Origin of the sequence: Pseudomonas arsenicoxydans (assembly GCF_006438915.1) — a bacterium.
In the GTDB taxonomy this organism is placed as follows: domain Bacteria; phylum Pseudomonadota; class Gammaproteobacteria; order Pseudomonadales; family Pseudomonadaceae; genus Aquipseudomonas; species Aquipseudomonas arsenicoxydans_A.
Genome location: NZ_RCZE01000003.1, coordinates 140,841 through 161,819, shown reverse-complemented (window position 1 = coordinate 161,819; position 20,979 = coordinate 140,841). Strand labels below are relative to the sequence as shown.

Genomic DNA, 20,979 nt, shown 5'->3' with positions numbered 1-20,979 from the left:
CAGTCCGCGGCTGTTCGGTGCCAGCGACGTGGACCATGCAGAAGCGCGCACCAACTTGCCCTAGCGCATGCTCAACGAATTATCGGAATCACCTACGCCGGAGACCAAGGCTGGATCGCGCTAAACGCGCGTGCCAGGCATGCGCGTGGAAGTGCGCAATATTGGATAGTGGCAAAATAGTGTCTCTGCGTTCAAAATGCCTGGCCTGCCTAGCCATGGATTGCTCTATGAATGAAGTAAACGTACCTGCCCAACGCAAAGTCGGTTTCCTCCTCCTCGCCGGAATAATTATCTCCCCTATACTTTTTGCCTGGTTTCTTCTGCGTAAAGGGCATTCGGTTTTATCGCGTGTTATCGGCTTTGCATGGCTCACCCTGTGTCTTTTGAGCACGCTTGACTCTTATCTTTCTTTGACCAACGAGCCTGCAGCACCCGCGGCGGAGTCTATTTCTTCGTCGACCTCATTTAGCCTCGCCGTTCCAGTCGAGACACTTAAAAAATAGTGGTTTCGTTTTTCGGCAGAACGCTATCGTCTTGCCAAACACTCAATTAAATCTTGCGGACCCGGTGCCGATACGTCTGTATCCAAACACCAACAGGCGAATGACATATGGAAGTCAGCAACACTCAAATCGAATATCAAAAGCCAAAAAATCTGGCGGGCCTGGGACGTCGATGGGGAGGGCAAATGATTGACTCACTTATCACGTTCTTTCTGTTCTTGTTTGTCGGTCGAATGGGCAGACTTCATAGGTCTGCCACCGACCGTGGTCGCCATTCTGGCGCTGGGCGCGGGTGCGGGTTATTACCTGTTTTCCGATGCAATGCCCAAGGGTCAAAGTGTTGGTAAAAAATTGCTGGGCATGTGCGTGATAGATGAGGGCAGCTACCTTGACTGCAATCTTTATCAATCATTTGTACGCAATATCACCACACCGTTCCTGAGTATTTTTGACTGGATCTTCATTTTCTTTGGCTCGCGCAAACGACTGGGCGACATGCTCGCTTCTACGATCGTGATTCGATCCAGGTAAGGGGCGGTTTGCAGTAATTGAGGCGTAAACTGGCGGTGCTACCTCATCAAAAGGAGCCGCATATGATCGCCGACCAAACGAACAAACAGACGTCTGAGACCAGAACTGTTTGGGATCAGTTTTTCTGCGCTGCATTGATTGCGGAGAGCAACCTGACGGCGCCGGTCGTGGGTGGGGCTACTCACGAAGACAGGCAGAACCTGTTGATCGAAAGAGCCAAGGCGCTCGCTGACAAGATGATGGAAAACAGAAGGTAACCAGAGCCCAGCCGTTGCGCTGGGCTTTTCACGCCTGGCTCTCAGGCGATCAGGTCTACTTTTCCGCTCGCGAGGCGATAGATGCCACCCACTACTTTCAATGTGCCTTTACTTAGGGCGTCCGTCAGTAGGGGAGAAGCATTTTTTAGTTTCTTGACCGAGTCTTTGACATTCTGCGTTACCGCGTTGGCTGGGAGACTTCCAGGTTCCTTGAGTACCGTCTCGATAGAGCCCTTGAGCGCCTCCGTCAGTTTCGGGATGTGACCAGGGAAAACGGTGTGATCCTTTACCGCCTTTATACCCGCGTTAATCGCACCGCAGTCTTCATGCCCGAGTACGAGGATCAAGGGTGAGCCGAGCACCGCGACCGCGTACTCAAGACTAGCCAAACCCTCATCGGTGACGAAGTTGCCGGCAACGCGTATGGCGAAAAGATCTCCTCGTGCGGTGTCGAAAGCGTACTCGGGAGCGATACGAGAGTCAGAACAACTGAGTACCGACACGAACGGGTTCTGGCCTGTGACCAGGGCTTCTCGTTCGGCCTTGAAGTCATGAGTTTTGGAGGTGCCGGAAACATACCGCTCGTTTCCTTCCATAAGCCTTTGGAGGGCCGCGTCGGGGGTGATTGAGTTTTGTGGTTTTGGGGGTGGCGCCGTTTTCTCGACGGCCATGAGGAGTTGGTTCGGCAGGGCGCCAGCCAATAGCAGGGCGCCGGCGCCGAGGCCGGCTAACTTCAGGAACTTACGGCGACCACCCGCGTTTTCAAGTGGTTTTGAATCACATGATTCACACATGGCTTGTGTACTCAGGTGAAAGGGGGGGCTTGCTGTCAAAAGCGAGTGCTTTCAGAAGTCTTCAGCTCTTGTGTTGTGCAGTCTAGACGGTCTGTGACGTAATGTTTCAGGTGCTGTTCTCAGGTCCGTTGGTCGGGTTCGCGATGGCTCGGCTCAGCCAGAGACTTATCCATGCTCCATGAAAAAAGTGTGGATATTTAATGAGTTACGATTTTTTTAAACCGGCCGGCGGTCGAAAATATATTGTTACAAGTGAGTTGCTGGGATATTATCGCCCCGCGTTCACCACCACGGTTTATGCATTTTTAAGTCCCGAGCTTCCATCAGCTGCTTGGGATTTTTTTTTGCCTGCGTTTTGTCCTGACCCTTCGAACACCCTCCCGAATCGGGCAGCCCTCGGTTTTTTGGACTACTACTGTTTGGCCAAACTCTAACTCGGTCTGATGGGGTACATCGATGCTGGTTCAGTGGTCTCTTGCGGCAATTCACCTGCTGGCTGTTGCGCTGGCATTCTGGGCCGTTTTGACCCGAGGCACGGCATTCAGTCGCCTGGCGGCCGGGACGGGGGAGGCTCGTCGCGTGCTGATGGCCGATAACCTGTGGGGGATTTCTGCAGTCATCCTCCTTATTACCGGTGGGATGCGGGCCTTTGGCGGGTACGAAAAAGGCACCGATTACTACCTTCATCAGCCACTGTTCCACCTCAAGATGACGCTTTTCGTGCTGATCCTGCTGCTTGAAGTTGCCCCGATGGTGGCGCTGATCAAATGGCGGATTGCACTTGGGCGTGGCGCGACGATCGATGCCGGGCGTGCAAAACTGTTTGCTCGTTTCAGTCATGTCGAAGGCTTGCTGGTGTTGCTGATGGTCATCGCGGCGACGGGGATGGCGCGCGGGGTAGGCTTTGGTTAGCCAAGAGGTATCACGTACTTCCTCGGGGTTATTCGGAAACGTCTGACAGCCATGGCATGGGACATGCCGGTAGTATCGGCTTCATGTTTTGGCGGGAGAGGGTGAGCGTACCGGCGGGCGTTGCGGCGCTCGAATCTTTAGCCAGCCGGTGTTCAGGGCGAACGGGCTGGCTACTGACTGCAACAGGATTCAGGGGGTTTGTGGCTTGTCTGGCGCGGTGAGGCCAGCCTGAATGCGCTGATAGATTTCTTCGCGATGCACTGCAACGTCTTTCGGGGCGTTGATGCCGATCCTGACTTGCTGGCCGCTCACGCCCAGAATGGTGATCGTAATGTCGTCACCAATATTTATGCTTTCACCGACTTTGCGGGTGAGTATCAGCATGGTCTTCTCCTTGATTGCTTTGTAGGGCACCTGATTCGAACAGTGCAGAGGTCGGTGGTATGTATAGATTAGTGCGAAGTCTCACGGTTTGGGTGCCTCTTTCTGACGCGCAGATGCTGCATTAATTCCCAAGGCGTAACTATACAGAGGCCGCAACCATCAATCTCGTTGTTTTGTGCCCATTTTGCGGCACTCGGGAAGTATTCATGAATGTTAAAATCGCCGCTTTCGGCATCCAGAGGGAACCGTTGTGCGCAAAATGGTCTTGGTAATCGCTGTATTGGCGCTGGCTGGCTGCGGTGAAGGGAAGGGCGTAGACACTCAAAAAGCGAAGCCGGCAATCGTATCCGCCCCCGCAGCGACAAACGGGCCGCAATGGGACCTCGAAGTGCGAGGCGAAACACCCCAGGCAGTGAGTGATCTGAGTGGCTGGTTGATTGAACATAGCTTCGTCTCCAACGTCATCATGGAAAACGGCAAGACGCGCATTCTGATGGGGCCATTCAGTTCGAAAGCCGAGACCGAGGCCAAGCAGGCAGAAGTGGCTGCGGCGCTGGCGCGGGCTAAGAAACAGAATGTCGAATTACTGGTGCTCGAGCGGCCTGCAGCCCAGTAACGCAGAGGCTGAAAAGGCCAAAGGCCTCGGGTTTTACACCGAGGCCTTTTTACTTTCCGACGGGCAATCAGCCGCAGGCTTTCATGTTCACCGGCCCGACAAACTCGTTACCGCGACCCATGACGCACGCCACGCTCTGGTTGCGCTGACGTTCCCAGGCTTCAACCGGATAGGTTTTGTTCCAGGCTTCGTACAGTTGGCGATCCTGTTTCGACAGCCTCAAGCCGTATTGCTTGCTCATGTAGAAATAAGTCCGGGCAATCATGCCGCGAATGGAAGGGCGGGGCATGACCTTCTTGGCCTTGAAGTCGACCTGGGTCAGGCATGAGCCATATTGACCGGTCTGCACCGGCAGCCAGCCAAAACTGAAGTTGTTGCGATCGCCATTGACCTCGCCAATGCTTGGCACCAGGTTATGCAAATCGGCTTCGGCCTTCTGGAAAACTGGATCGTAACGGGTGCAGTTTTTGCGCCCACCAGCCTGCCAGCATTGGCGCTGATGGCCGATCTGCCACGCCGGGACAATGTGCTCCCACTCGATGCGGGACGCGCGCTTGGCGTTTTTGCGCGGCACATAACCACAGGCGGCCAGGTTCACCTTGTTGCCGGTGTATTTGCAGCCGCAATAGAACTCGGTGGATTGCGGTGCATACAGTTTCCAGGCGACTTTTTTGGCTTCGCCGAAGGTGCGTGGGGCGCCAGCCTGGGCTCCGAAAGTGACGAACAAAAACAGCAAAGCAAACCAGCGGACACTCATTGACTCAATCTTCCTTCGGCACAACCCAGAAAATCTGCACGCCGCCATCGTCGCGATAGGCGAGGGTGACGTTGTCGTTCTCGTCGATTTCTTCGAGCAATTGTTCCCACTCATCCACTGGTTCGTCCGGCAGGCGGAAGATCAGTGCGGCTTTGGCTTTTTGAGCGGTGGGGGAATTGATGATTTTCTGAACGCGCAGACCCATGCGTGCATAGGTGTCAGGAGAGGTAGAGGTGGTGGCCACAGGATTATCCTTATTAAGCTGTACGTGCATACAGTATTTAACTGTAAGCATTTTCGCAACTGCTTAAAATTCAAGAAAATCCTCTGACAGCGGTTTTTACCGCTTGGTGTAGGAAGAGGAGAAACCCTTTATCGGAGTTTTGCCTGGGGCGTTAACCACTCGTCAACGCTGACGAGTGGTCAAGAATGTGCCCGACCAGAACCGGTCGGGCGAGGGCGAATCAGTATTCCCAGAACATCCGTTGCAGCTCTTTGCTGTCGTTGGTCTTGGTCAGTGCAACCATGGCCAGGATGCGGGCTTTTTGCGGGTTCAAGTCGTGCGCAACCACCCAGTCGTATTTGTCGTCAGGCTGTTCGGCATTACGCAGTACGAAGCCGCCGGCGTTGACGTGGGACGAACGAATGATTTGCACGCCATCCTTGCGCAGGGCTTGCAAGGTTGGAACGACGCGCGAGGCCACCGAGCCGTTGCCGGTGCCGGCGTGGATAATCGCCTTGGCGCCGGACTGAGCCAGTGCCTTGTACGCCGTGTCGCTCACGTTGCCGTAAGAGTAGGCGATTTCTACGTCAGGCAGGCTCTTGATGGTTTTGATGTCGAATTCCGAGTCCATGGTGTGGCGCTTGGCCGGCAGACGGAACCAGTAGGATTTACCTTCGACCACCATGCCCAGCGGCCCCCAGGCACTTTTAAACGCTTCGGTCTTGATGTTGATCATCTTGCTGACGTCGCGACCCGACTGGATCTCATCGTTCATGGTCACGAGGACGCCCTTGCCGCGCGCTTCTTTGCTGCTGGCGACGGCGACGGCGTTGTACAGGTTGAGCATGCCGTCAGCTGACATCGCGGTGCCTGGGCGCATGGAACCGACGACGATGATCGGCTTGTCGGTCTTTTCCACCAGGTTCAGGAAGTAAGCGGTTTCTTCCAGGGTGTCGGTGCCGTGGGTGATCACGATGCCATCGACGTCTTTGCTGTCCGCCAGTTCGGCCACGCGACGGCCCAGTTGAAGCAGGTTGTCGTTGGTGATGCTTTCCGAGGCGATCTGCATGACCTGTTCGCCACGAACGTTAGCCAATTGGCTGAGTTCCGGAACGCCGGCAATCAACTGTTCGATGCCGACTTTTGCCGCTTGATACGTCGCGCTGTTGGCGGCGCTCGCACCGGCGCCAGCGATGGTGCCGCCCGTGGCCAGGATGACCACGTTCGCCAGTTTCTGTTGGGTTTCGACTTCTTTTGCCTGAAGGGCGGTAGGGAGTAGCAGCAGGAGGGCCAAGGCGCCCGGAATAAAAGTGTTGAAGGCAGATTTCATTATTTTCTCTCTAGTAGTCAGACGGTGCTGATGCAAGTTCATCTAGATACGCCCCCGGCAGATCTGAACGCTGGGGGTGTAGGTGAAGAGCAGGATCTGTACCAGTCAAACGTTTAACGAGAAAAAGTTTTAACTAGTTGATTTGTATTGGAAATTATCTCGGCTCTGGTCGGGGTTAAACATGAAGATGTCCGGGTTTCCGAATAGGTTGAGCGTTTACATTCGGTTCTCCGAAAATGCCTACGACGTTTGTAGAGAAGGTCGCCTTGCCAAATCAAGAATCAATGCTAAAGAAACCCTCGCACAGGTCGATGCCCCGTTAAGGTTATTTTTCTTACAGGAGTTCCCATGTCGTTTTCTGTTGGTTTTCCAAATGCGGGCGCGATCACCATCGGCGGCAAGTCCCCGTCGACGATCAATGCCTTGAGCGAAGCGACGGCCGACACCGCGACTCAGGTCCTGGGGAAGGAAGAAGGCAGCGACAACCAGGTTCGAACCGGTGGCGGTGCTCAGGACGAAACCAAGTCCAAGGGCGGCAGCACCCAAAGTATTGCGGTGCAGGTACTGCTCAAACGCATGCAGGAACTGCAACAGCAACTGCGCGAACAGCAGCAACAACTGGCGGCCGCTCAGGCAGCGCCTTATCCGACTCCAGAAGCTAAAGCCACGGCGGTGATGTCGATCCAGGGGCAAATCGCCGACACCAACGGCGCGCTGTCACAAGTGGCGGGCAATCTGGTGAAAGAACTGGCCAAGGACTCCAGCACAGGCGGCCTGATTAGCACCGTTGCCTAATGTGGCGAGCCAGTTTTTGCCAACGCAGACACCAAACAGGTCGTTGACAAATGGCAGCAGGGTTCGCATAGTTCGGTCTACGCAAACGTTTGCGCGTTCCTGTCGGTGGCTTATTCCGTCGACAATCGGAGTGCAGGCATTACTCCCGCGCAAGCATTGCTCACAATAATCATAAGATCGGAGTGAACCCATGAAGCTGCCATTCGCTGGACGTCTTCTTGCTGTCGCTATGCTGGCTGTCGCATCCGCCGCGCTGCCCGTCTCATCGGCATTCGCCGAATCTCCTGAAAAACCCAAAGTCGCACTGGTCATGAAATCCCTGGCCAATGAATTCTTCCTGACCATGGAGGATGGCGCCAAGGCTTACCAGAAAGACCACTCCGGCGAATTCGAGCTGATCTCCAACGGCATCAAGGACGAAACGGACACAGCTGGCCAGACGCGCATCGTCGAGCAAATGATTCTCGCCAAGGTCAATGCCCTGGTCATCGCGCCAGCGGACTCCAAGGCCATGGTTCCGGTGATCAAGAAAGCCATAGATGCCGGCATCACCGTGATCAACATCGACAACCAACTCGACCCGACCGTCCTCAAAAGCAAGAACATGACGGTGCCGTTCGTGGGGCCGGATAACCGCAAGGGCGCGCGTCTGGTTGGCGAGTACCTGGCCAAGCAACTGAAGGCCGGTGACGAAGTCGGCATCATCGAAGGTGTGTCCACCACCACCAATGCCCAGGCCCGCACCGCGGGTTTCAAAGATGCAATGGAAGCGGCGCAGATCAAAGTCGTTTCCTTGCAGTCCGGTGACTGGGAGATCGACAAGGGCAACAAGGTTGCCGCCTCGATCCTCAGCGAATACCCGGACGTCAAAGCCCTGCTGGCCGGTAACGACAGCATGGCCGTCGGTGCCGTTTCCGCCGTGCGTGCCGCGGGCAAGGCCGGCAAGGTGCAAGTGGTCGGTTACGACAACATCAACGCGATCAAGCCGATGCTCAAGGATGGTCGCGTCCTGGCGACCGCCGACCAGTTTGCAGCCCGACAAGCCGTGTTCGGTATCGAGACTGCGCTGAAAATTATCAAGGGCGAGAAGGTCGACAGCGGCACCAACGGCGTGATCGAAACCCCGGTAGAACTGGTCACCCAGTAAGCCTTCTGGCGACACACTGGTGCTCGCCCGTCCGGGCGGGCACAGGGAGAGTTTTATGTCCGTTTGCGCTCCGAACGCTGTCCTCACGGTCAGCGGTATCGGTAAGACCTACGCCCAGCCGGTACTGACCGGCATCGATCTGACGCTGATCCGCGGTGAAGTGTTGGCGCTGACCGGTGAGAATGGTGCCGGCAAAAGCACGCTGTCGAAGATCATCGGCGGGTTGGTCACGCCGACCACCGGCCAGATGCAATTCCAGGGTCAGGATTACCGTCCCGGCAGCCGGACCCAGGCTGAAGACCTGGGCATTCGCATGGTCATGCAAGAACTCAATCTGTTGCCGACCCTGTCGGTGGCGGAAAACCTGTTTCTCGACAACTTGCCCAGTAACGGTGGCTGGATCAGTCGCAAGCAGTTGCGCAAAGCGGCGATCGAGGCCATGGCCCAGGTTGGCCTCGATGCAATCGACCCGGACACCCTGGTCGGCGACCTCGGTATTGGCCACCAGCAAATGGTCGAAATCGCCCGCAACCTGATCGGCGACTGCCATGTGCTGATCCTCGACGAACCGACGGCCATGCTGACGGCGCGTGAAGTCGAGATGCTGTTCGAACAGATCACCCGCCTGCAGTCCCGTGGCGTGTCGATTATCTATATCTCCCATCGCCTTGAAGAACTGGCGCGGGTCGCCCAGCGCATTGCGGTTTTGCGCGACGGCAACCTGGTGTGCGTCGAGCCGATGGCCAACTACAACAGCGAGCAATTGGTCACGCTGATGGTCGGTCGTGAGCTCGGCGAACATATGGACATGGGGCCGCGCAAGATCGGCGCTCCCGCGTTGACGGTCAGCGGCCTGACCCGTTCGGACAAGGTTCGCGATGTGTCCTTCGAAGTGCGAGCCGGTGAAATCTACGGGATCTCCGGATTGATCGGGGCAGGGCGCACCGAGTTACTGCGCCTGATCTTCGGTGCCGACACTGCTGACAGTGGCACGGTTGCGCTGGGGTCTCCGGCTCAGGTGGTGAGCATCCGCTCGCCGGCCGATGCAGTGGGTCATGGCATCGCCCTGATCACGGAAGACCGCAAGGGCGAAGGCTTGCTGCTGACCCAATCGATCAGCGCCAACATTGCCTTGGGCAACATGCCGGTGATTTCCAGTGGCGGATTCGTCAACAACGGCGACGAGATGTCCCTGGCCCAGCGTCAGATCGACGCCATGCGCATCCGCAGTTCGAGCCCGACACAATTGGTCTCCGAACTGTCCGGCGGCAACCAGCAGAAGGTCGTGATCGGCCGCTGGCTCGAGCGTGATTGCTCGGTGATGTTGTTTGACGAGCCCACCCGAGGCATCGATGTCGGCGCCAAATTCGACATTTATGCGTTACTCGGCGAGCTGACCCGACAGGGCAAGGCGCTGGTGGTGGTGTCCAGTGACCTGCGTGAGCTGATGTTGATCTGCGACCGGATCGGCGTGCTGTCGGCGGGACGCCTGATCGACACGTTCGAGCGCGACAGCTGGACCCAGGATGACTTGCTTGCCGCCGCTTTTGCCGGCTACCAAAAACGTGATGCGTTGCTCAATGAAGCAGCGCCTAGGGACCTTCCATGAAAACTGCATCTTCTGCCGGCAAACGTAGTGGCAACTTCTACGGTCTGGGCACCTATCTGGGCCTGGCCGGTGCCTTGCTGGCGATGATTGCGCTGTTCTCGGTATTGAGCAGCCACTTTCTTTCTTATGACACATTCAGCACCCTGGCCAACCAGATTCCCGATCTGATGGTGCTGGCGGTCGGCATGACCTTCGTGTTGATTATCGGTGGCATCGACCTGTCGGTCGGTTCGGTGTTGGCGCTGGCAGCATCAACGGTCAGTGTGGCCATTCTCGGCTGGGGCTGGAGCGTTCTGCCCGCCGCGTTGCTCGGCATGGCGGCGGCGGCATTGGCCGGGACCATCACCGGTTCGATCACCGTGGCCTGGCGGATTCCGTCATTCATCGTGTCTCTGGGCGTGCTGGAAATGGCCCGGGGCGTGGCGTATCAGATGACCGGGTCGCGCACCGCTTATATCGGTGACGCCTTCGCCTGGCTGTCCAACCCGATCGCCTTCGGTATCTCGCCGTCGTTCATTATCGCCTTGCTAATTATCTTCATTGCCCAGGCCGTACTGACCCGTACGGTGTTCGGTCGCTACCTGATCGGCATCGGTACCAATGAAGAAGCAGTGCGTCTGGCGGGGATCAATCCAAAGCCCTACAAAATTCTGGTGTTCAGCCTGATGGGGCTGCTGGCCGGTATTGCCGCGCTGTTTCAGATTTCCAGGCTCGAGGCCGCGGATCCGAATGCCGGCTCCGGGCTGGAGTTGCAGGTGATCGCCGCTGTCGTCATCGGCGGCACCAGTTTGATGGGTGGCCGTGGTTCGGTGATCAGCACGTTCTTCGGTGTCCTGATCATTTCCGTATTGGCCGCCGGTCTGGCGCAGATCGGCGCGACCGAGCCCACCAAACGCATCATCACCGGCGCAGTGATCGTGGTGGCGGTGGTGCTCGATACTTATCGCAGTCAGCGCGCAAGCCGGCGGACCTGAATCATGGCAACAATCAAGGATGTAGCCGCACTCGCGGGCATTTCCTACACCACGGTGTCCCACGTGGTGAACAAGACCCGCCCGGTCAGCCAGGAAGTGCGGATCAAGGTCGAGGAGGCGATCAAAACCCTGGACTACGTGCCGAGCGCCGTAGCCCGTTCGTTGAAAGCCAAAACTACCGCGACCATTGGTTTGCTGGTGCCCAACAGTCTCAACCCGTACTTCGCTGAATTGGCGCGAGGTATTGAGGATTACTGCGAGCGTAAGGGGTATTGCGTCATCCTCTGCAACTCCGACGACAACCCGGACAAGCAGCGCAGCTATCTTCGTGTGCTACTGGAAAAGCGTATCGACGGTTTGATCGTGGCGTCGGCCGGCGGTGATGCTGGGCTGGCGGAAGGCCTCGCCGGTGTGCGCACGCCAATGGTCATTGTCGACCGCGGACTGGAAGGCGTGAATGCCGACTTGGTGCGCATCGATCACGAATACGGCGCATATCTGGCCACTCGGCACCTGCTGGAACTGGGGCATCGGGACATCGCCATGATCGGCGGCCCGGCAGGTACCAGCGTGGCGCAAATGCGTCTGGCCGGTTATTGCCGTGCCTTGCAGGAGGCAGGTGTCGAAATGAGTCGCGAGCGCATGCTGGAAAGCGACTTCACCAGCACCGGCGGTTACAACGCGGCAGCGATTTTGCTGGAGCGCAATCCGCCCAGCGCGATCTTTGCCGGCAACGACATGATGGGTATCGGCGTGCTGCGAGCGGCCGCCGAACGCAATGTTCGCGTACCGAGCGAGTTGTCGGTGATCGGCTTCGACGATATCCAGATGAGCCGTTATGTTTACCCGGCGTTGACCACGGTGGGGCAGTCGATCCTGCAACTCGGTGAGATGGCGGCTGAAGTGCTTTTGCGCAGGATCGCCACGCCGGACATGGCCACCGATCAGCGCATCGTGACGCCCAGTATTGTCCTGCGAGAGTCGACCGCGCCGCTCGCCGGCGTGTTCGCCCAGTTTCGTTGAAACACGGCGCCGCTAAACCAAAAGCACTGCGGACCCAGAATTGATGAGTAGCAATGTATGCCAGCAAAAGTAGTGGTGATAGGCAGTCTGAACATGGACCTGGTAACCCGGGCGCCAAGGCTGCCGCGTGGCGGTGAAACGCTGATCGGCGAGTCGTTTGCCACGGTTTCCGGTGGCAAGGGCGCCAATCAGGCCGTCGCAGCAGCGCGTTTGGGTGCCGAGGTGTCGATGGTCGGCTGTGTGGGCAACGATGCCTATGGCGCAGAACTGCGCGGAGCGCTGTTGGCCGAGCGTATAGATTGTCAGGCCCTCAGCACCGTCGAGGATTCCAGCGGCGTCGCGTTGATCGTGGTCGATGACAACAGTCAGAACGCCATCGTCATCGTCGCGGGTGCCAATGGATCGCTGACGCCGCAAGTCATCGACCGTTTTGACGCCGTATTGCAGACGGCGGATGTGATTATTTGTCAGTTGGAAGTGCCGGACGCTACGGTGGGGCATGCCTTGAAACGCGGTCGTGCGCTGGGCAAGACCGTCATTCTCAACCCCGCGCCCGCCAGTCGCCCATTGCCGGCGGATTGGTTTGCCGCCATTGATTACCTGATCCCCAACGAAAGCGAAGCCTCTGCCCTCACGGGGTTGTCAGTGGACTCCCTGGCGTCGGCAGAAACCGCCGCGACCCGATTGATCGCCATGGGCGTTAGTAAAGTGATTATCACCTTGGGTGCCCAAGGCTCGCTGTTCGCTGACGGCTCACGTCTGGAGCATTTCCCGGCACCGAAGGTCAAAGCCGTCGATACCACGGCCGCCGGGGATACCTTCGTGGGTGGTTTTGCTGCCGCATTAGCGGCTGGCAGTAGTGAAGCCGATGCAATCCGGTTCGGTCAGGTTGCCGCAGCCCTGTCGGTCACCCGCGCTGGCGCCCAACCCTCGATTCCCACCTTGTCCGATGTACAGGCGTTTAAAGCACCATGAAAAAAACACCACTGCTCAATGTCGCGTTGTCGCGGCTGATTGCCTCGCTGGGTCACGGCGACATGGTCGTGATCGGCGATGCCGGTCTGCCGGTGCCGCCCGGTGTCGAACTGATCGATTTGGCGCTGACCCAGGGGATTCCGGACTTCATCAGTACCTTGAAGGTTGTACTGAGTGAAATGCAGGTCGAAAGACATGTGCTGGCACGGGAGATCCTCGACAAGCAGCCGCCGGCCTTGGGTGTTCTGGACGAATTGAACGTCGACGGCGTGCTGGGTTCCCGTGAGTTGCTCAGCCATGACCAGTTCAAGGTCCTCAGCCGACAGGCGCGGGCGATTGTTCGTACCGGCGAATGTGCGCCGTACTGCAACATTGTGCTGGTGTCGGGGGTGACGTTCTAGCGCTGTACACATTAGTTTTTCCCGCGCACAAGGAGTGCGATATGCCCCGCTATGCTATGAAACTGCACCATCTGCTTCGGAGTCTGCTGCTTTTGTCCCTGATTACTGCAACGAGCGCCCAGGCGGCGGAAAAGATCGACTTGATCATCGATACCGATCCGGGGACCGACGACGTGGTTGCTTTGCTGTTTGCCTTGGCATCGCCCGAAGAGCTGAGCATTCGTGCACTGACCACCGTGGCCGGCAACGTGCGCCTGGAGAAGACATCGCGTAATGCGCGACTGGCCCGGGAGTGGGCAGGGCGCGAAGACGTGCCGGTTTATGCCGGTGCGCCGAAGCCGCTGATGCGCACGCCGATCTATGCCGAGAACATTCATGGCAAGGAAGGTCTGTCAGGCGTCACCGTGCACGAGCCCAAGAAGGGCCTGGCTGAAGGCAGTGCGGTCAATTACCTGATCGACACCTTGAAAACGGCCAAGCCCCACAGTATCACCATCGCCATGCTCGGCCCGCAGACCAACCTGGCGTTGGCGCTGATCCAGGAGCCTGAAATCGTTCAGGGCATCAAGGAAGTGGTGATCATGGGCGGTGCGCACTTCAACGGTGGCAACATTACACCGGTCGCGGAGTTCAACCTGTTCGCCGATCCGCAGGCCGCCGAAATTGTGTTGAAAAGTGGCGTTAAGCTGACTTATCTACCACTGGACGTGACCCATAAGATCCTCACCAGCGAATCTCGCCTGAAGCAGATCGCGGCGATCAACAACAACGCCAGCAAGCTGGTGAGCAACATTCTTGATGCATACATCAAGGATGACATGGAGCACTACGGTCTTACAGGTGGCCCGGTGCATGACGCTACCGTCATCGCCTACCTGCTCAAGCCTGAGCTGTTTACCGGTCGCTCGGTCAACGTGGTCGTTGATAGCCGCGAAGGCCCGACCTTCGGTCAAACCATCGTCGACTGGTATGACGGCCTGAAGGCGCCGAAGAATGCGTTCTGGGTTGAAAGTGGCGATGCCCAGGGCTTCTTCGACTTGCTGACGCAGCGTCTGGCTCGTTTGAAGTAAGTTTCAAGCCCGCAGGTGCCAGCCTGCGGGTTTTACCCCCGTCCTGCCTCTACGGTGGCTTTTTGGTCCGCCAGGTGTTTTTCGAAGATCTGCTCGATGAACGACTGGGCAGCCTCGGTTCCAAGGTCCCGGACCAATAGATCGATACCGATAATGGCGAGCTCCTCCGTACTGCTTGGGCTGTAAGAACTGTGCCCGTCCTGCCATTTGGCTTTGATATCGGCGTCGATGCTTACGGTGGTCATGATGGCGCTCGTGAAGTCGGGAAAGTCTGAGTGTCGAGTTAACCATTTTGCGCGGCGTTTGGCACTCCGACTTAGGCATGGGAGAAGGGCTATGCGACACTTGGTCTTTGACGAATTTTCAAGGACCGCGCTGTGCAGATCGATTTGAACACCCCTGACGGTTTGACCCTTGAGGCGGTGCGCCAGCTATTGGCCTCCGCCAGTGACGATGAGCACACTCAATTGCGGGTCACCCAAAGCGGCATCGCCTACATCTCTTCGGGTGTCGTGGGCGGCACTGACATTGGAGGGCTGCGATTTCGGCTGGAGACGTGGGCCAAGGGCTCGGGCTATGTAGGATTGGTCGCGGCCAGTGACGAAGTCTGGGTCATGCAGATTTTCAACGCGTTGAAAGAGAACTGGCCGAACCCGCCGTACGACTACATCGACGTTTATTGAGCGCTGTTCATATTCAGTCACGATTGAGTGCTAAGCGGCAGGGCGATGCTCAGGCAAACTCGGCGCTTGTGCGAATCGAGGGCCGGGTGAGGGCATTCACCTTGAAACCTATCGCCGAAATGGCGGTCGCACGATCTCTGCTTAACTATTGAAAAGGAGGCTTCATGCCTTGGAAGCTCGCGTCATTGGGTAGTTTATTTGTCGTCACTCTGCTGGCAGGTTGCAGCAGTACGTCATCCGAGTCGGCAACTGACCCTGTAACGACGACTGACACGGGACATAGCCGCTGCGAGGCAAAGGCTGCGGAATTCACCGTTGGCAAAGCGGCTTCGCCCGAACTGCTGGAGCAGGCGCGCACTCGCGCAGGTGCACAGAACGCACGGTTCCTTTCGCCCAACGACATGGTGACCCTGGAGTACCGCTCTGATCGCCTGAACCTGAACACCGATGCCAATCGGGTGGTCACTCGCGTCAACTGCGGCTGATCGCACCAGGCTTTTGTTTCGCCCATAAAAAACCCCGCCACATGGACGGGGTTTTTTTAGTGCGCCAGAAACTTACTCTGGGCGAACTTGTGCAGCTTGCATACCCTTTTGGCCTTTCTCAGCCACGAAGGAAACGGTTTGGCCTTCTTTCAGGCTTTTGAAACCGTCGCTTTCGATAGCTTTGAAGTGTACGAACAGGTCGTCACCGCCACCTTGAGGAGTGATGAAGCCGAAGCCTTTTTCATCGTTGAACCATTTAACGGTGCCGGTTTGGCGATTAGACATGGTGTATCTCCAAGAAACATATATTTTCAGTAGTGCTGTGCTGCTCAGGCCAACTGGGCACACCGGAGTATCATAGTCGAAATGTTCGCTTTGGGAGCCCCCCGGACGTGCTGTTTGCCTTGCTGTTGAGCGTTCTTTGCTGCTTCAAGCGGCTGAAAGCCCCGATTTAAAAGGCTTTCAGCCAAAAGTAAAGACTAAAAAAAAGCTGTAAAACCTTCAAAAAATGTCTGAGAAACCGACGTTTTGGCTATTTTTTCGGTTATTACAGGTGAAAAAATCAATGCGAGTAGCTTATTTCTGCGCGCCGGTATCCACCCTGCAAGTGGCAATTTTCTGCATCGCCTGATTCCCAAGCTCTGGACTCGCAGTGCCGTTCATCAATGCCTGAAGGTCTTTGGCAGGATATGATTTGAGCTGATCGGCGCCGCAACCACACACGGCTTTTGCCTTCGCTTCGCCAATCTTCTGTGCCGCCGCGGGAACGCATTGCGCCATGTATTTCTCGCGCTCACCCTTTGGCCAATCGGCATGGGCGGCCAATGGCAGCAGTAGAACGATAGGGGCGACTATGGCGAACAAACGGTTCTGACGCATGCTGGGATGCTCCTTGTGGGTCAATGACTTCTAGTTTGAGGGGCAACGCGGTGTTCAAGTTCAGCACTCTGGCATAAAAATGGCCGATTTGCCCCCGCGCAAAGTCTGCTTGCGTCGATGACCGTTCATCTGTGCTAGCATGCCTCGCTCGAGCGTTTGCAAGCTCCGGATGACCTTCAGTCCCGGTGGCGGCTACTGCGCGAATAACCCTGATTTGAATCCCAGTCACTCTGGTTCGGTTTTCCGGTTGGCCGCAAGGCTCCTGCCGCTGTAAGGCAGGCGTTCGTCATTGAATGGCCTGGATCGGATCTTGTACTGGCTCATCCCAACCCACGTGACCTTTGGTAGGGGTCACCACTAGGAGAGGAGGCGCCATGCCAACTATTACTCTTCCCGACGGCAGTCAACGTTCATTCGATCACCCGGTTTCCGTAGCCGAGGTCGCCGCATCCATTGGTGCTGGCTTGGCCAAGGCCACCGTGGCCGGCAAGGTCAATGGCAAGCTGGTTGACGCCAGCGACATCATCGACAGCGATTCCACGCTGCAAATCATTACGCCAAAGGATGAAGACGGGCTGGAGATCATTCGCCACTCTTGCGCCCACCTGGTTGGCCACGCGGTCAAGCAGTTGTACCCGACTGCCAAAATGGTGATCGGGCCGGTCATTGACGAAGGCTTTTATTACGACATCGCCTTCGAGCGTCCTTTTACTCCGGACGACCTGGCCGCCATCGAACAGCGCATGCAGCAGCTGATCGAGAAAGATTACGACGTGATCAAGAAAGTCACTCCGCGCGCCGAAGTGATTGAGGTGTTCAAGGCCCGTGGCGAAGACTACAAGCTGCGCCTGGTCGAGGACATGCCGAACGAACAGGCCATGGGCCTGTACTATCACGAAGAATACGTCGACATGTGCCGCGGCCCGCACGTGCCGAATACGCGTTTCCTGAAATCCTTCAAGCTGACCAAGCTGTCCGGCGCCTACTGGCGTGGCGATGCCAAAAACGAGCAATTGCAGCGCGTTTACGGCACTGCATGGGCAGACAAGAAACAGCTGGCGGCTTACATCCAGCGCATCGAAGAAGCTGAAAAGCGCGATCACCGCAAGATCGGCAAGCGCCTGGGCCTGTTTCACACTCAGGAAGAGTCGCCGGGCATGGTGTTCTGGCACCCGAACGGCTGGACTTTGTACCAGGTGCTCGAGCAGTACATGCGCAAGGTTCAGCGCGACAACGGCTACCTCGAGATCAAGACCCCGCAAGTGGTTGACCGCAGCCTGTGGGAGAAATCCGGGCACTGGGCCAACTACGCCGACAACATGTTCACCACTCAGTCGGAAAACCGCGACTACGCCATCAAGCCAATGAACTGCCCTTGCCACGTGCAAGTGTTCAATCAGGGCCTGAAAAGCTACCGCGAGTTGCCGATGCGTCTGGCCGAATTCGGTGCTTGCCACCGTAACGAGCCATCGGGTGCGCTGCACGGCATCATGCGTGTGCGTGCGTTCACTCAGGATGACGCCCACATCTTCTGCACTGAAGAGCAGATGCAGGCTGAATCCGCAGCGTTCATCAAACTGACCATGGACGTTTATGCCGATTTCGGCTTCAAAGACGTCGAGATGAAACTGTCCACTCGTCCGGAAAAACGCGTTGGTTCTGACGAATTGTGGGATCGCGCCGAAGCAGCATTGGCTGCAGCCCTTGATAGCGCGGGCCTGCCGTACGATCTGCAGCCGGGCGAAGGTGCGTTCTACGGTCCTAAGATCGAGTTCTCGCTGAAAGATTGCCTTGGCCGCGTCTGGCAGTGTGGTACCCTTCAGCTCGATTTTAACCTGCCTGTCCGTCTGGGAGCCGAATACGTCTCCGAAGATAACAGTCGCAAGCACCCGGTAATGTTGCACCGGGCGATCCTGGGCTCCTTCGAACGTTTCGTCGGGATCCTGATCGAGCACTACGAGGGTGCATTCCCTGCGTGGCTGGCTCCGACCCAGGCAGTGATTATGAATATCACTGATAAACAAGCCGATTTTGCTGCTGAAGTTGAAAAAACCCTCAACGAAAGCGGATTTCGTGCCAAGTCTGACTTGAGAAATGAAAAGATCGGCTTTAAAATCCGCGAGCATACTTTGCTCAAGGTTCCCTATCTCTTGGTTATCGGAGATCGGGAAGTCGAGATGCAGACTGTCGCTGTGCGTACTCGTGAAGGTGCTGACCTGGGCTCGATGCCCGTCGCCCAGTTCGCTGAGTTTCTCGCGCAAGCGGTTTCCCGGCGTGGTCGCCCAGATTCGGAGTAATTATTATTAAGCGTGAAATGAGACAAGATAAACGAGCTGCACCGAAAGCCCCGATCAACGAGAATATCTCGGCACGCGAGGTTCGGTTAATTGGGGCTGAAGGCGAGCAGCTTGGGATTGTGTCAATTGAAGACGCGCTTCTTAAGGCTGAAGAAGCCAAGCTCGATTTGGTGGAAATTTCCGCCGATGCAGTACCCCCTGTTTGCAAGCTGATGGACTACGGCAAATCGATCTTCGAGAAGAAGAAACAGGTTGCCGCGGCCAAGAAAAACCAGAAGCAGATCCAGGTTAAAGAAATCAAGTTTCGTCCAGGGACGGAGGAAGGGGATTACCAGGTAAAACTGCGCAACCTGGTACGTTTCCTGAGTGATGGGGACAGGGCCAAGGTATCCTTGCGATTCCGCGGCCGTGAGATGGCCCACCAGGAGCTGGGGATGGAACTCCTCAAGCGAGTTGAAGGTGACTTGCTCGAGTACGGTTCGGTCGAACAGCATCCTAAGATGGAAGGACGCCAGCTGATCATGGTCATCGCCCCGAAAAAGAAGAAGTAATCATCAGGGCACGGCAGGCCTTCTGATTATGTTTATCAACTGAATGCGGAGTATCCGAACATGCCAAAAATGAAAACTAAAAGTGGTGCTGCTAAGCGGTTTCTGAAAACTGCTAACGGTATCAAGCACAAGCACGCTTTCAAGAGCCACATCCTGACTAAAATGTCGACCAAGCGTAAGCGTCAACTGCGCGGTAGCAGCTTGCTGGCACCGTGTGACGTGGCAAAAGTCGAGCGCATGCTGCGCCTTCGTTAATTTAGTCAAGAATAGAGGAAGTAACTCATGGCTCGTGTAAAGCGTGGCGTCATTGCCCGTAAACGTCACAAAAAAATTCTGAAACTTGCTAAAGGCTACTACGGCGCTCGCTCGCGCGTATTCCGTGTTGCCAAGCAAGCGGTAATCAAGGCAGGACAGTACGCCTACCGTGACCGTCGTCAGAAAAAACGTCAGTTCCGCGCTCTGTGGATCGCTCGTATCAACGCTGGTGCACGTATCAACGGTCTGTCCTACAGCCGTTTCATCGCCGGCCTGAAAAAAGCGTCCATCGAGATCGACCGTAAGGTTCTGGCTGATCTGGCAGTGAACGAAAAAGCGGCGTTTGCTGCGATTGTCGAGAAAGCTAAAGCCACCTTGGCTTAAGTACCCCCGACAGTCACCTGGCCTCACCTCTGTGGGGTCAGGTGTTAAACGTCATAAATAGGGGAAGAGCCTTCAAGCTCTTCCCCTATTTTGTATCTGGAGTCTGTACATGGAAAACCTGGACGCGCTCGTCTCTCAAGCACTAGAGGCTGTGCAAAGCGCTGAAGATATCAATGCCCTGGAGCAAATCCGGGTTCACTACCTTGGCAAAAAGGGTGAATTGACTCAGGTGATGAAGACCCTGGGGAATTTGCCGGCAGAAGAGCGTCCGCAAGTCGGCGCTCTTATCAACGTTGCCAAGGAGCGTGTCACAGAGGTTCTCAATGCCCGCAAGGCACTGTTTGAAGAGGCCGACCTGGCCGCCAAACTGTCTGCCGAGTCCATTGACGTGACCCTGCCTGGCCGCGGCCAGACCTCCGGTGGTCTGCATCCGGTTACCCGGACTCTGGAACGTATCGAACAGTTCTTTACTCACATCGGCTACGGCATTGCCGAAGGCCCTGAGGTCGAAGACGACTATCACAACTTTGAGGCGCTCAACATCCCAGGCCACCACCCGGCCCGGTCGATGCATGACACCTTCTATTTCAATGCCAACATGTTGCTGCGCACCCATACCTCGCCGGTACAGGTCCGCACCATGGAATCGAAACAGCCGCCGATCCGCATCGTCTGCCCAGGCCGTGTGTACCGTAGCGACTCCGATATTACCCACTCGCCGATGTTCCACCAGGTCGAAGGCCTGCTGGTCGATCGCGATATCAACTTCGCCGACCTGAAAGGGACCATCGAAGAATTCCTGCGCGTGTTCTTCGAAAAAGAACTGGCCGTGCGTTTCCGCCCTTCGTACTTCCCGTTCACCGAGCCATCCGCTGAAGTCGACATGGAATGCGTGATGTGCAGCGGAAAAGGCTGCCGCGTCTGCAAGCAGACTGGCTGGCTGGAAGTGATGGGCTGCGGCATGGTTCACCCGAACGTGTTGCGTATGTCCGGGATCGACCCGGAAGAGTTTTCGGGCTTTGCCTTCGGCATGGGCGTTGAACGTCTGGCCATGCTGCGTTACGGCGTAAACGACTTGCGTCTGTTCTTCGACAACGACTTGCGGTTCCTCGCGCAATTTCGCTAGTCGTAACGAATTCTTAGG

The 20,979-nt window shown here is 56.6% G+C and carries 29 protein-coding genes; 21 read left to right on the top strand and 8 right to left on the bottom strand.

Translation table 11 applies throughout. The annotated features are described in order from the left end of the window. Positions 1-227 precede the first annotated feature (227 nt). The 3 genes from EAH78_RS07390 (at position 228) to EAH78_RS07380 (ending at position 1,291) form a co-directional block, all read left to right on the top strand. Positions 228-503 carry a hypothetical protein gene (locus tag EAH78_RS07390; RefSeq protein ID WP_140667004.1) on the top strand — a complete coding sequence of 92 codons (276 nt, stop codon included), beginning with the start codon at positions 228-230 and terminating at the stop codon, positions 501-503. A 189-nt stretch (positions 504-692) separates the two neighbouring features. Next, entirely contained in the window at positions 693-1,034 is a 342-nt protein-coding gene (locus tag EAH78_RS07385; protein ID WP_240051852.1) for an RDD family protein, read from the top strand. Between the two features lie 62 nt (positions 1,035-1,096). Further along, positions 1,097-1,291 carry a hypothetical protein gene (locus EAH78_RS07380; protein WP_059181194.1) on the top strand — a complete coding sequence of 65 codons (195 nt, stop codon included), beginning with the start codon at positions 1,097-1,099 and terminating at the stop codon, positions 1,289-1,291. A 41-nt stretch (positions 1,292-1,332) separates the two neighbouring features. On the opposite strand, the gene EAH78_RS07375 is transcribed toward EAH78_RS07380, so the two are convergent. After that, positions 1,333-2,085 (bottom strand): carbonic anhydrase, encoded by a 753-nt coding sequence (locus EAH78_RS07375; protein WP_140667003.1) that lies wholly within the window; start codon positions 2,083-2,085, stop codon positions 1,333-1,335. Between the two features lie 200 nt (positions 2,086-2,285). Between EAH78_RS07375 and EAH78_RS07370 the strand changes: the two genes are divergently transcribed. Together EAH78_RS07370 and EAH78_RS07365 are read left to right on the top strand one after the other, a co-directional pair. Then, positions 2,286-2,519: a hypothetical protein gene (locus EAH78_RS07370; RefSeq protein ID WP_140667002.1), complete on the top strand. Its 234-nt coding sequence runs from the start codon at positions 2,286-2,288 to the stop codon at positions 2,517-2,519. Positions 2,520-2,541: 22 nt separating this feature from the next. Continuing rightward, the gene (locus EAH78_RS07365; protein WP_140667001.1) at positions 2,542-2,997 is read left to right on the top strand and encodes a DUF2214 family protein; all 456 of its coding nucleotides are present in this window, start codon (positions 2,542-2,544) and stop codon (positions 2,995-2,997) included. Between the two features lie 189 nt (positions 2,998-3,186). On the opposite strand, the gene csrA is transcribed toward EAH78_RS07365, so the two are convergent. Next, positions 3,187-3,381, bottom strand: a complete 195-nt coding sequence (gene csrA / locus EAH78_RS07360) for a carbon storage regulator CsrA (protein WP_007938114.1) — start codon at positions 3,379-3,381, stop codon at positions 3,187-3,189. Between the two features lie 250 nt (positions 3,382-3,631). Between csrA and EAH78_RS07355 the strand changes: the two genes are divergently transcribed. Continuing rightward, complete coding sequence (locus EAH78_RS07355) at positions 3,632-3,997, top strand: SPOR domain-containing protein (RefSeq protein ID WP_140667000.1); 366 nt, start codon at positions 3,632-3,634, stop codon at positions 3,995-3,997. Between the two features lie 67 nt (positions 3,998-4,064). On the opposite strand, the gene EAH78_RS07350 is transcribed toward EAH78_RS07355, so the two are convergent. The 3 genes from EAH78_RS07350 to EAH78_RS07340 all read right to left on the bottom strand — a co-directional run bounded on the left by EAH78_RS07350 (position 4,065) and on the right by EAH78_RS07340 (position 6,307). Further along, positions 4,065-4,754 (bottom strand): endonuclease, encoded by a 690-nt coding sequence (locus tag EAH78_RS07350; RefSeq protein WP_140666999.1) that lies wholly within the window; start codon positions 4,752-4,754, stop codon positions 4,065-4,067. Between the two features lie 4 nt (positions 4,755-4,758). After that, a complete protein-coding gene (locus EAH78_RS07345; protein ID WP_140666998.1) occupies positions 4,759-5,049 on the bottom strand; it encodes a DUF1654 domain-containing protein in 291 nt (96 codons plus the stop codon). A 169-nt stretch (positions 5,050-5,218) separates the two neighbouring features. Then, a complete protein-coding gene (locus tag EAH78_RS07340; RefSeq protein ID WP_140666997.1) occupies positions 5,219-6,307 on the bottom strand; it encodes an asparaginase in 1,089 nt (362 codons plus the stop codon). Positions 6,308-6,655: 348 nt separating this feature from the next. On the opposite strand from EAH78_RS07340, the gene EAH78_RS07335 reads away from it, so the two are divergent. The 8 genes from EAH78_RS07335 to EAH78_RS07300 all read left to right on the top strand — a co-directional run bounded on the left by EAH78_RS07335 (position 6,656) and on the right by EAH78_RS07300 (position 14,301). Beyond that, positions 6,656-7,102 carry a hypothetical protein gene (locus EAH78_RS07335; protein ID WP_140666996.1) on the top strand — a complete coding sequence of 149 codons (447 nt, stop codon included), beginning with the start codon at positions 6,656-6,658 and terminating at the stop codon, positions 7,100-7,102. A gap of 190 nt (positions 7,103-7,292) precedes the next feature. Next, on the top strand, positions 7,293-8,249 hold the full coding sequence (locus tag EAH78_RS07330; protein WP_140666995.1) for a sugar ABC transporter substrate-binding protein: 957 nt from the start codon (positions 7,293-7,295) through the stop codon (positions 8,247-8,249). A 55-nt stretch (positions 8,250-8,304) separates the two neighbouring features. After that, complete coding sequence (locus tag EAH78_RS07325) at positions 8,305-9,858, top strand: sugar ABC transporter ATP-binding protein (protein ID WP_140666994.1); 1,554 nt, start codon at positions 8,305-8,307, stop codon at positions 9,856-9,858. Beyond that, positions 9,855-10,832, top strand: a complete 978-nt coding sequence (locus tag EAH78_RS07320; protein WP_027921561.1) for an ABC transporter permease — start codon at positions 9,855-9,857, stop codon at positions 10,830-10,832. The genes EAH78_RS07325 and EAH78_RS07320 overlap by 4 nt, the downstream gene beginning before the upstream one ends. 3 nt (positions 10,833-10,835) lie before the next feature. Next, positions 10,836-11,855, top strand: a complete 1,020-nt coding sequence (locus EAH78_RS07315) for a LacI family DNA-binding transcriptional regulator (RefSeq protein WP_140666993.1) — start codon at positions 10,836-10,838, stop codon at positions 11,853-11,855. Between the two features lie 57 nt (positions 11,856-11,912). Then, a complete protein-coding gene (gene rbsK, locus EAH78_RS07310; RefSeq protein ID WP_140666992.1) occupies positions 11,913-12,830 on the top strand; it encodes a ribokinase in 918 nt (305 codons plus the stop codon). Next, positions 12,827-13,231, top strand: coding sequence for a D-ribose pyranase (gene rbsD, locus EAH78_RS07305; protein WP_140666991.1), 405 nt, complete (start codon positions 12,827-12,829; stop codon positions 13,229-13,231). The genes rbsK and rbsD overlap by 4 nt, the downstream gene beginning before the upstream one ends. A 41-nt stretch (positions 13,232-13,272) precedes the next feature. Beyond that, the gene (locus tag EAH78_RS07300; RefSeq protein ID WP_140666990.1) at positions 13,273-14,301 is read left to right on the top strand and encodes a nucleoside hydrolase; all 1,029 of its coding nucleotides are present in this window, start codon (positions 13,273-13,275) and stop codon (positions 14,299-14,301) included. A gap of 32 nt (positions 14,302-14,333) precedes the next feature. Here the strand turns inward: EAH78_RS07300 and EAH78_RS07295 are convergent, their stop codons facing one another. Continuing rightward, positions 14,334-14,546 carry a hypothetical protein gene (locus EAH78_RS07295; RefSeq protein WP_140666989.1) on the bottom strand — a complete coding sequence of 71 codons (213 nt, stop codon included), beginning with the start codon at positions 14,544-14,546 and terminating at the stop codon, positions 14,334-14,336. A gap of 132 nt (positions 14,547-14,678) precedes the next feature. On the opposite strand from EAH78_RS07295, the gene EAH78_RS07290 reads away from it, so the two are divergent. Both EAH78_RS07290 and EAH78_RS07285 read left to right on the top strand, forming a co-directional pair. Continuing rightward, the gene (locus EAH78_RS07290) at positions 14,679-14,984 is read left to right on the top strand and encodes a hypothetical protein (protein WP_140666988.1); all 306 of its coding nucleotides are present in this window, start codon (positions 14,679-14,681) and stop codon (positions 14,982-14,984) included. A 164-nt stretch (positions 14,985-15,148) separates the two neighbouring features. Further along, the gene (locus EAH78_RS07285; protein ID WP_140666987.1) at positions 15,149-15,469 is read left to right on the top strand and encodes an I78 family peptidase inhibitor; all 321 of its coding nucleotides are present in this window, start codon (positions 15,149-15,151) and stop codon (positions 15,467-15,469) included. A 72-nt stretch (positions 15,470-15,541) separates the two neighbouring features. Here EAH78_RS07285 and EAH78_RS07280 read toward each other — a convergent pair whose 3' ends face one another. Further along, positions 15,542-15,754 carry a cold-shock protein gene (locus EAH78_RS07280; RefSeq protein WP_003179963.1) on the bottom strand — a complete coding sequence of 71 codons (213 nt, stop codon included), beginning with the start codon at positions 15,752-15,754 and terminating at the stop codon, positions 15,542-15,544. A gap of 291 nt (positions 15,755-16,045) precedes the next feature. Continuing rightward, positions 16,046-16,348, bottom strand: coding sequence for a hypothetical protein (locus EAH78_RS07275; RefSeq protein ID WP_140666986.1), 303 nt, complete (start codon positions 16,346-16,348; stop codon positions 16,046-16,048). A 374-nt stretch (positions 16,349-16,722) separates the two neighbouring features. On the opposite strand from EAH78_RS07275, the gene thrS reads away from it, so the two are divergent. From thrS to pheS, 5 genes are all read left to right on the top strand, one after another. After that, positions 16,723-18,645, top strand: a complete 1,923-nt coding sequence (gene thrS, locus EAH78_RS07270) for a threonine--tRNA ligase (RefSeq protein WP_140666985.1) — start codon at positions 16,723-16,725, stop codon at positions 18,643-18,645. Next, complete coding sequence (gene infC / locus EAH78_RS07265; RefSeq protein WP_172668659.1) at positions 18,645-19,196, top strand: translation initiation factor IF-3; 552 nt, start codon at positions 18,645-18,647, stop codon at positions 19,194-19,196. The genes thrS and infC overlap by 1 nt, the downstream gene beginning before the upstream one ends. 60 nt (positions 19,197-19,256) lie before the next feature. Next, positions 19,257-19,451, top strand: a complete 195-nt coding sequence (gene rpmI / locus EAH78_RS07260; RefSeq protein ID WP_008145659.1) for a 50S ribosomal protein L35 — start codon at positions 19,257-19,259, stop codon at positions 19,449-19,451. 27 nt (positions 19,452-19,478) lie between these two features. After that, positions 19,479-19,835, top strand: coding sequence for a 50S ribosomal protein L20 (gene rplT / locus EAH78_RS07255; RefSeq protein ID WP_007905879.1), 357 nt, complete (start codon positions 19,479-19,481; stop codon positions 19,833-19,835). 109 nt (positions 19,836-19,944) lie between these two features. After that, positions 19,945-20,961 (top strand): phenylalanine--tRNA ligase subunit alpha, encoded by a 1,017-nt coding sequence (gene pheS / locus EAH78_RS07250; RefSeq protein ID WP_007905876.1) that lies wholly within the window; start codon positions 19,945-19,947, stop codon positions 20,959-20,961. The last annotated feature ends 18 nt before the right edge of the window (positions 20,962-20,979 follow it).

Bases quoted from the DNA above. Each gene is read 5' to 3' on its own strand.
- EAH78_RS07390 (WP_140667004.1), top strand. From the start codon at position 228: ATGAATGAAGTAAACGTACCTGCCCAACGCAAAGTCGGTTTCCTCCTC.
- EAH78_RS07380 (WP_059181194.1), top strand. From the start codon at position 1,097: ATGATCGCCGACCAAACGAACAAACAGACGTCTGAGACCAGAACTGTT.
- EAH78_RS07375 (WP_140667003.1), bottom strand. From the start codon at position 2,085: ATGTGTGAATCATGTGATTCAAAACCACTTGAAAACGCGGGTGGTCGC.
- EAH78_RS07370 (WP_140667002.1), top strand. From the start codon at position 2,286: ATGAGTTACGATTTTTTTAAACCGGCCGGCGGTCGAAAATATATTGTT.
- EAH78_RS07365 (WP_140667001.1), top strand. From the start codon at position 2,542: ATGCTGGTTCAGTGGTCTCTTGCGGCAATTCACCTGCTGGCTGTTGCG.
- csrA (WP_007938114.1), bottom strand. From the start codon at position 3,381: ATGCTGATACTCACCCGCAAAGTCGGTGAAAGCATAAATATTGGTGAC.
- EAH78_RS07350 (WP_140666999.1), bottom strand. From the start codon at position 4,754: ATGAGTGTCCGCTGGTTTGCTTTGCTGTTTTTGTTCGTCACTTTCGGA.
- EAH78_RS07345 (WP_140666998.1), bottom strand. From the start codon at position 5,049: ATGCTTACAGTTAAATACTGTATGCACGTACAGCTTAATAAGGATAAT.
- EAH78_RS07340 (WP_140666997.1), bottom strand. From the start codon at position 6,307: ATGAAATCTGCCTTCAACACTTTTATTCCGGGCGCCTTGGCCCTCCTG.
- EAH78_RS07335 (WP_140666996.1), top strand. From the start codon at position 6,656: ATGTCGTTTTCTGTTGGTTTTCCAAATGCGGGCGCGATCACCATCGGC.
- EAH78_RS07330 (WP_140666995.1), top strand. From the start codon at position 7,293: ATGAAGCTGCCATTCGCTGGACGTCTTCTTGCTGTCGCTATGCTGGCT.
- EAH78_RS07325 (WP_140666994.1), top strand. From the start codon at position 8,305: ATGTCCGTTTGCGCTCCGAACGCTGTCCTCACGGTCAGCGGTATCGGT.
- EAH78_RS07320 (WP_027921561.1), top strand. From the start codon at position 9,855: ATGAAAACTGCATCTTCTGCCGGCAAACGTAGTGGCAACTTCTACGGT.
- EAH78_RS07315 (WP_140666993.1), top strand. From the start codon at position 10,836: ATGGCAACAATCAAGGATGTAGCCGCACTCGCGGGCATTTCCTACACC.
- rbsK (WP_140666992.1), top strand. From the start codon at position 11,913: ATGCCAGCAAAAGTAGTGGTGATAGGCAGTCTGAACATGGACCTGGTA.
- rbsD (WP_140666991.1), top strand. From the start codon at position 12,827: ATGAAAAAAACACCACTGCTCAATGTCGCGTTGTCGCGGCTGATTGCC.
- EAH78_RS07300 (WP_140666990.1), top strand. From the start codon at position 13,273: ATGCCCCGCTATGCTATGAAACTGCACCATCTGCTTCGGAGTCTGCTG.
- EAH78_RS07295 (WP_140666989.1), bottom strand. From the start codon at position 14,546: ATGACCACCGTAAGCATCGACGCCGATATCAAAGCCAAATGGCAGGAC.
- EAH78_RS07285 (WP_140666987.1), top strand. From the start codon at position 15,149: ATGCCTTGGAAGCTCGCGTCATTGGGTAGTTTATTTGTCGTCACTCTG.
- EAH78_RS07280 (WP_003179963.1), bottom strand. From the start codon at position 15,754: ATGTCTAATCGCCAAACCGGCACCGTTAAATGGTTCAACGATGAAAAA.
- EAH78_RS07275 (WP_140666986.1), bottom strand. From the start codon at position 16,348: ATGCGTCAGAACCGTTTGTTCGCCATAGTCGCCCCTATCGTTCTACTG.
- thrS (WP_140666985.1), top strand. From the start codon at position 16,723: ATGCCAACTATTACTCTTCCCGACGGCAGTCAACGTTCATTCGATCAC.
- rpmI (WP_008145659.1), top strand. From the start codon at position 19,257: ATGCCAAAAATGAAAACTAAAAGTGGTGCTGCTAAGCGGTTTCTGAAA.
- rplT (WP_007905879.1), top strand. From the start codon at position 19,479: ATGGCTCGTGTAAAGCGTGGCGTCATTGCCCGTAAACGTCACAAAAAA.
- pheS (WP_007905876.1), top strand. From the start codon at position 19,945: ATGGAAAACCTGGACGCGCTCGTCTCTCAAGCACTAGAGGCTGTGCAA.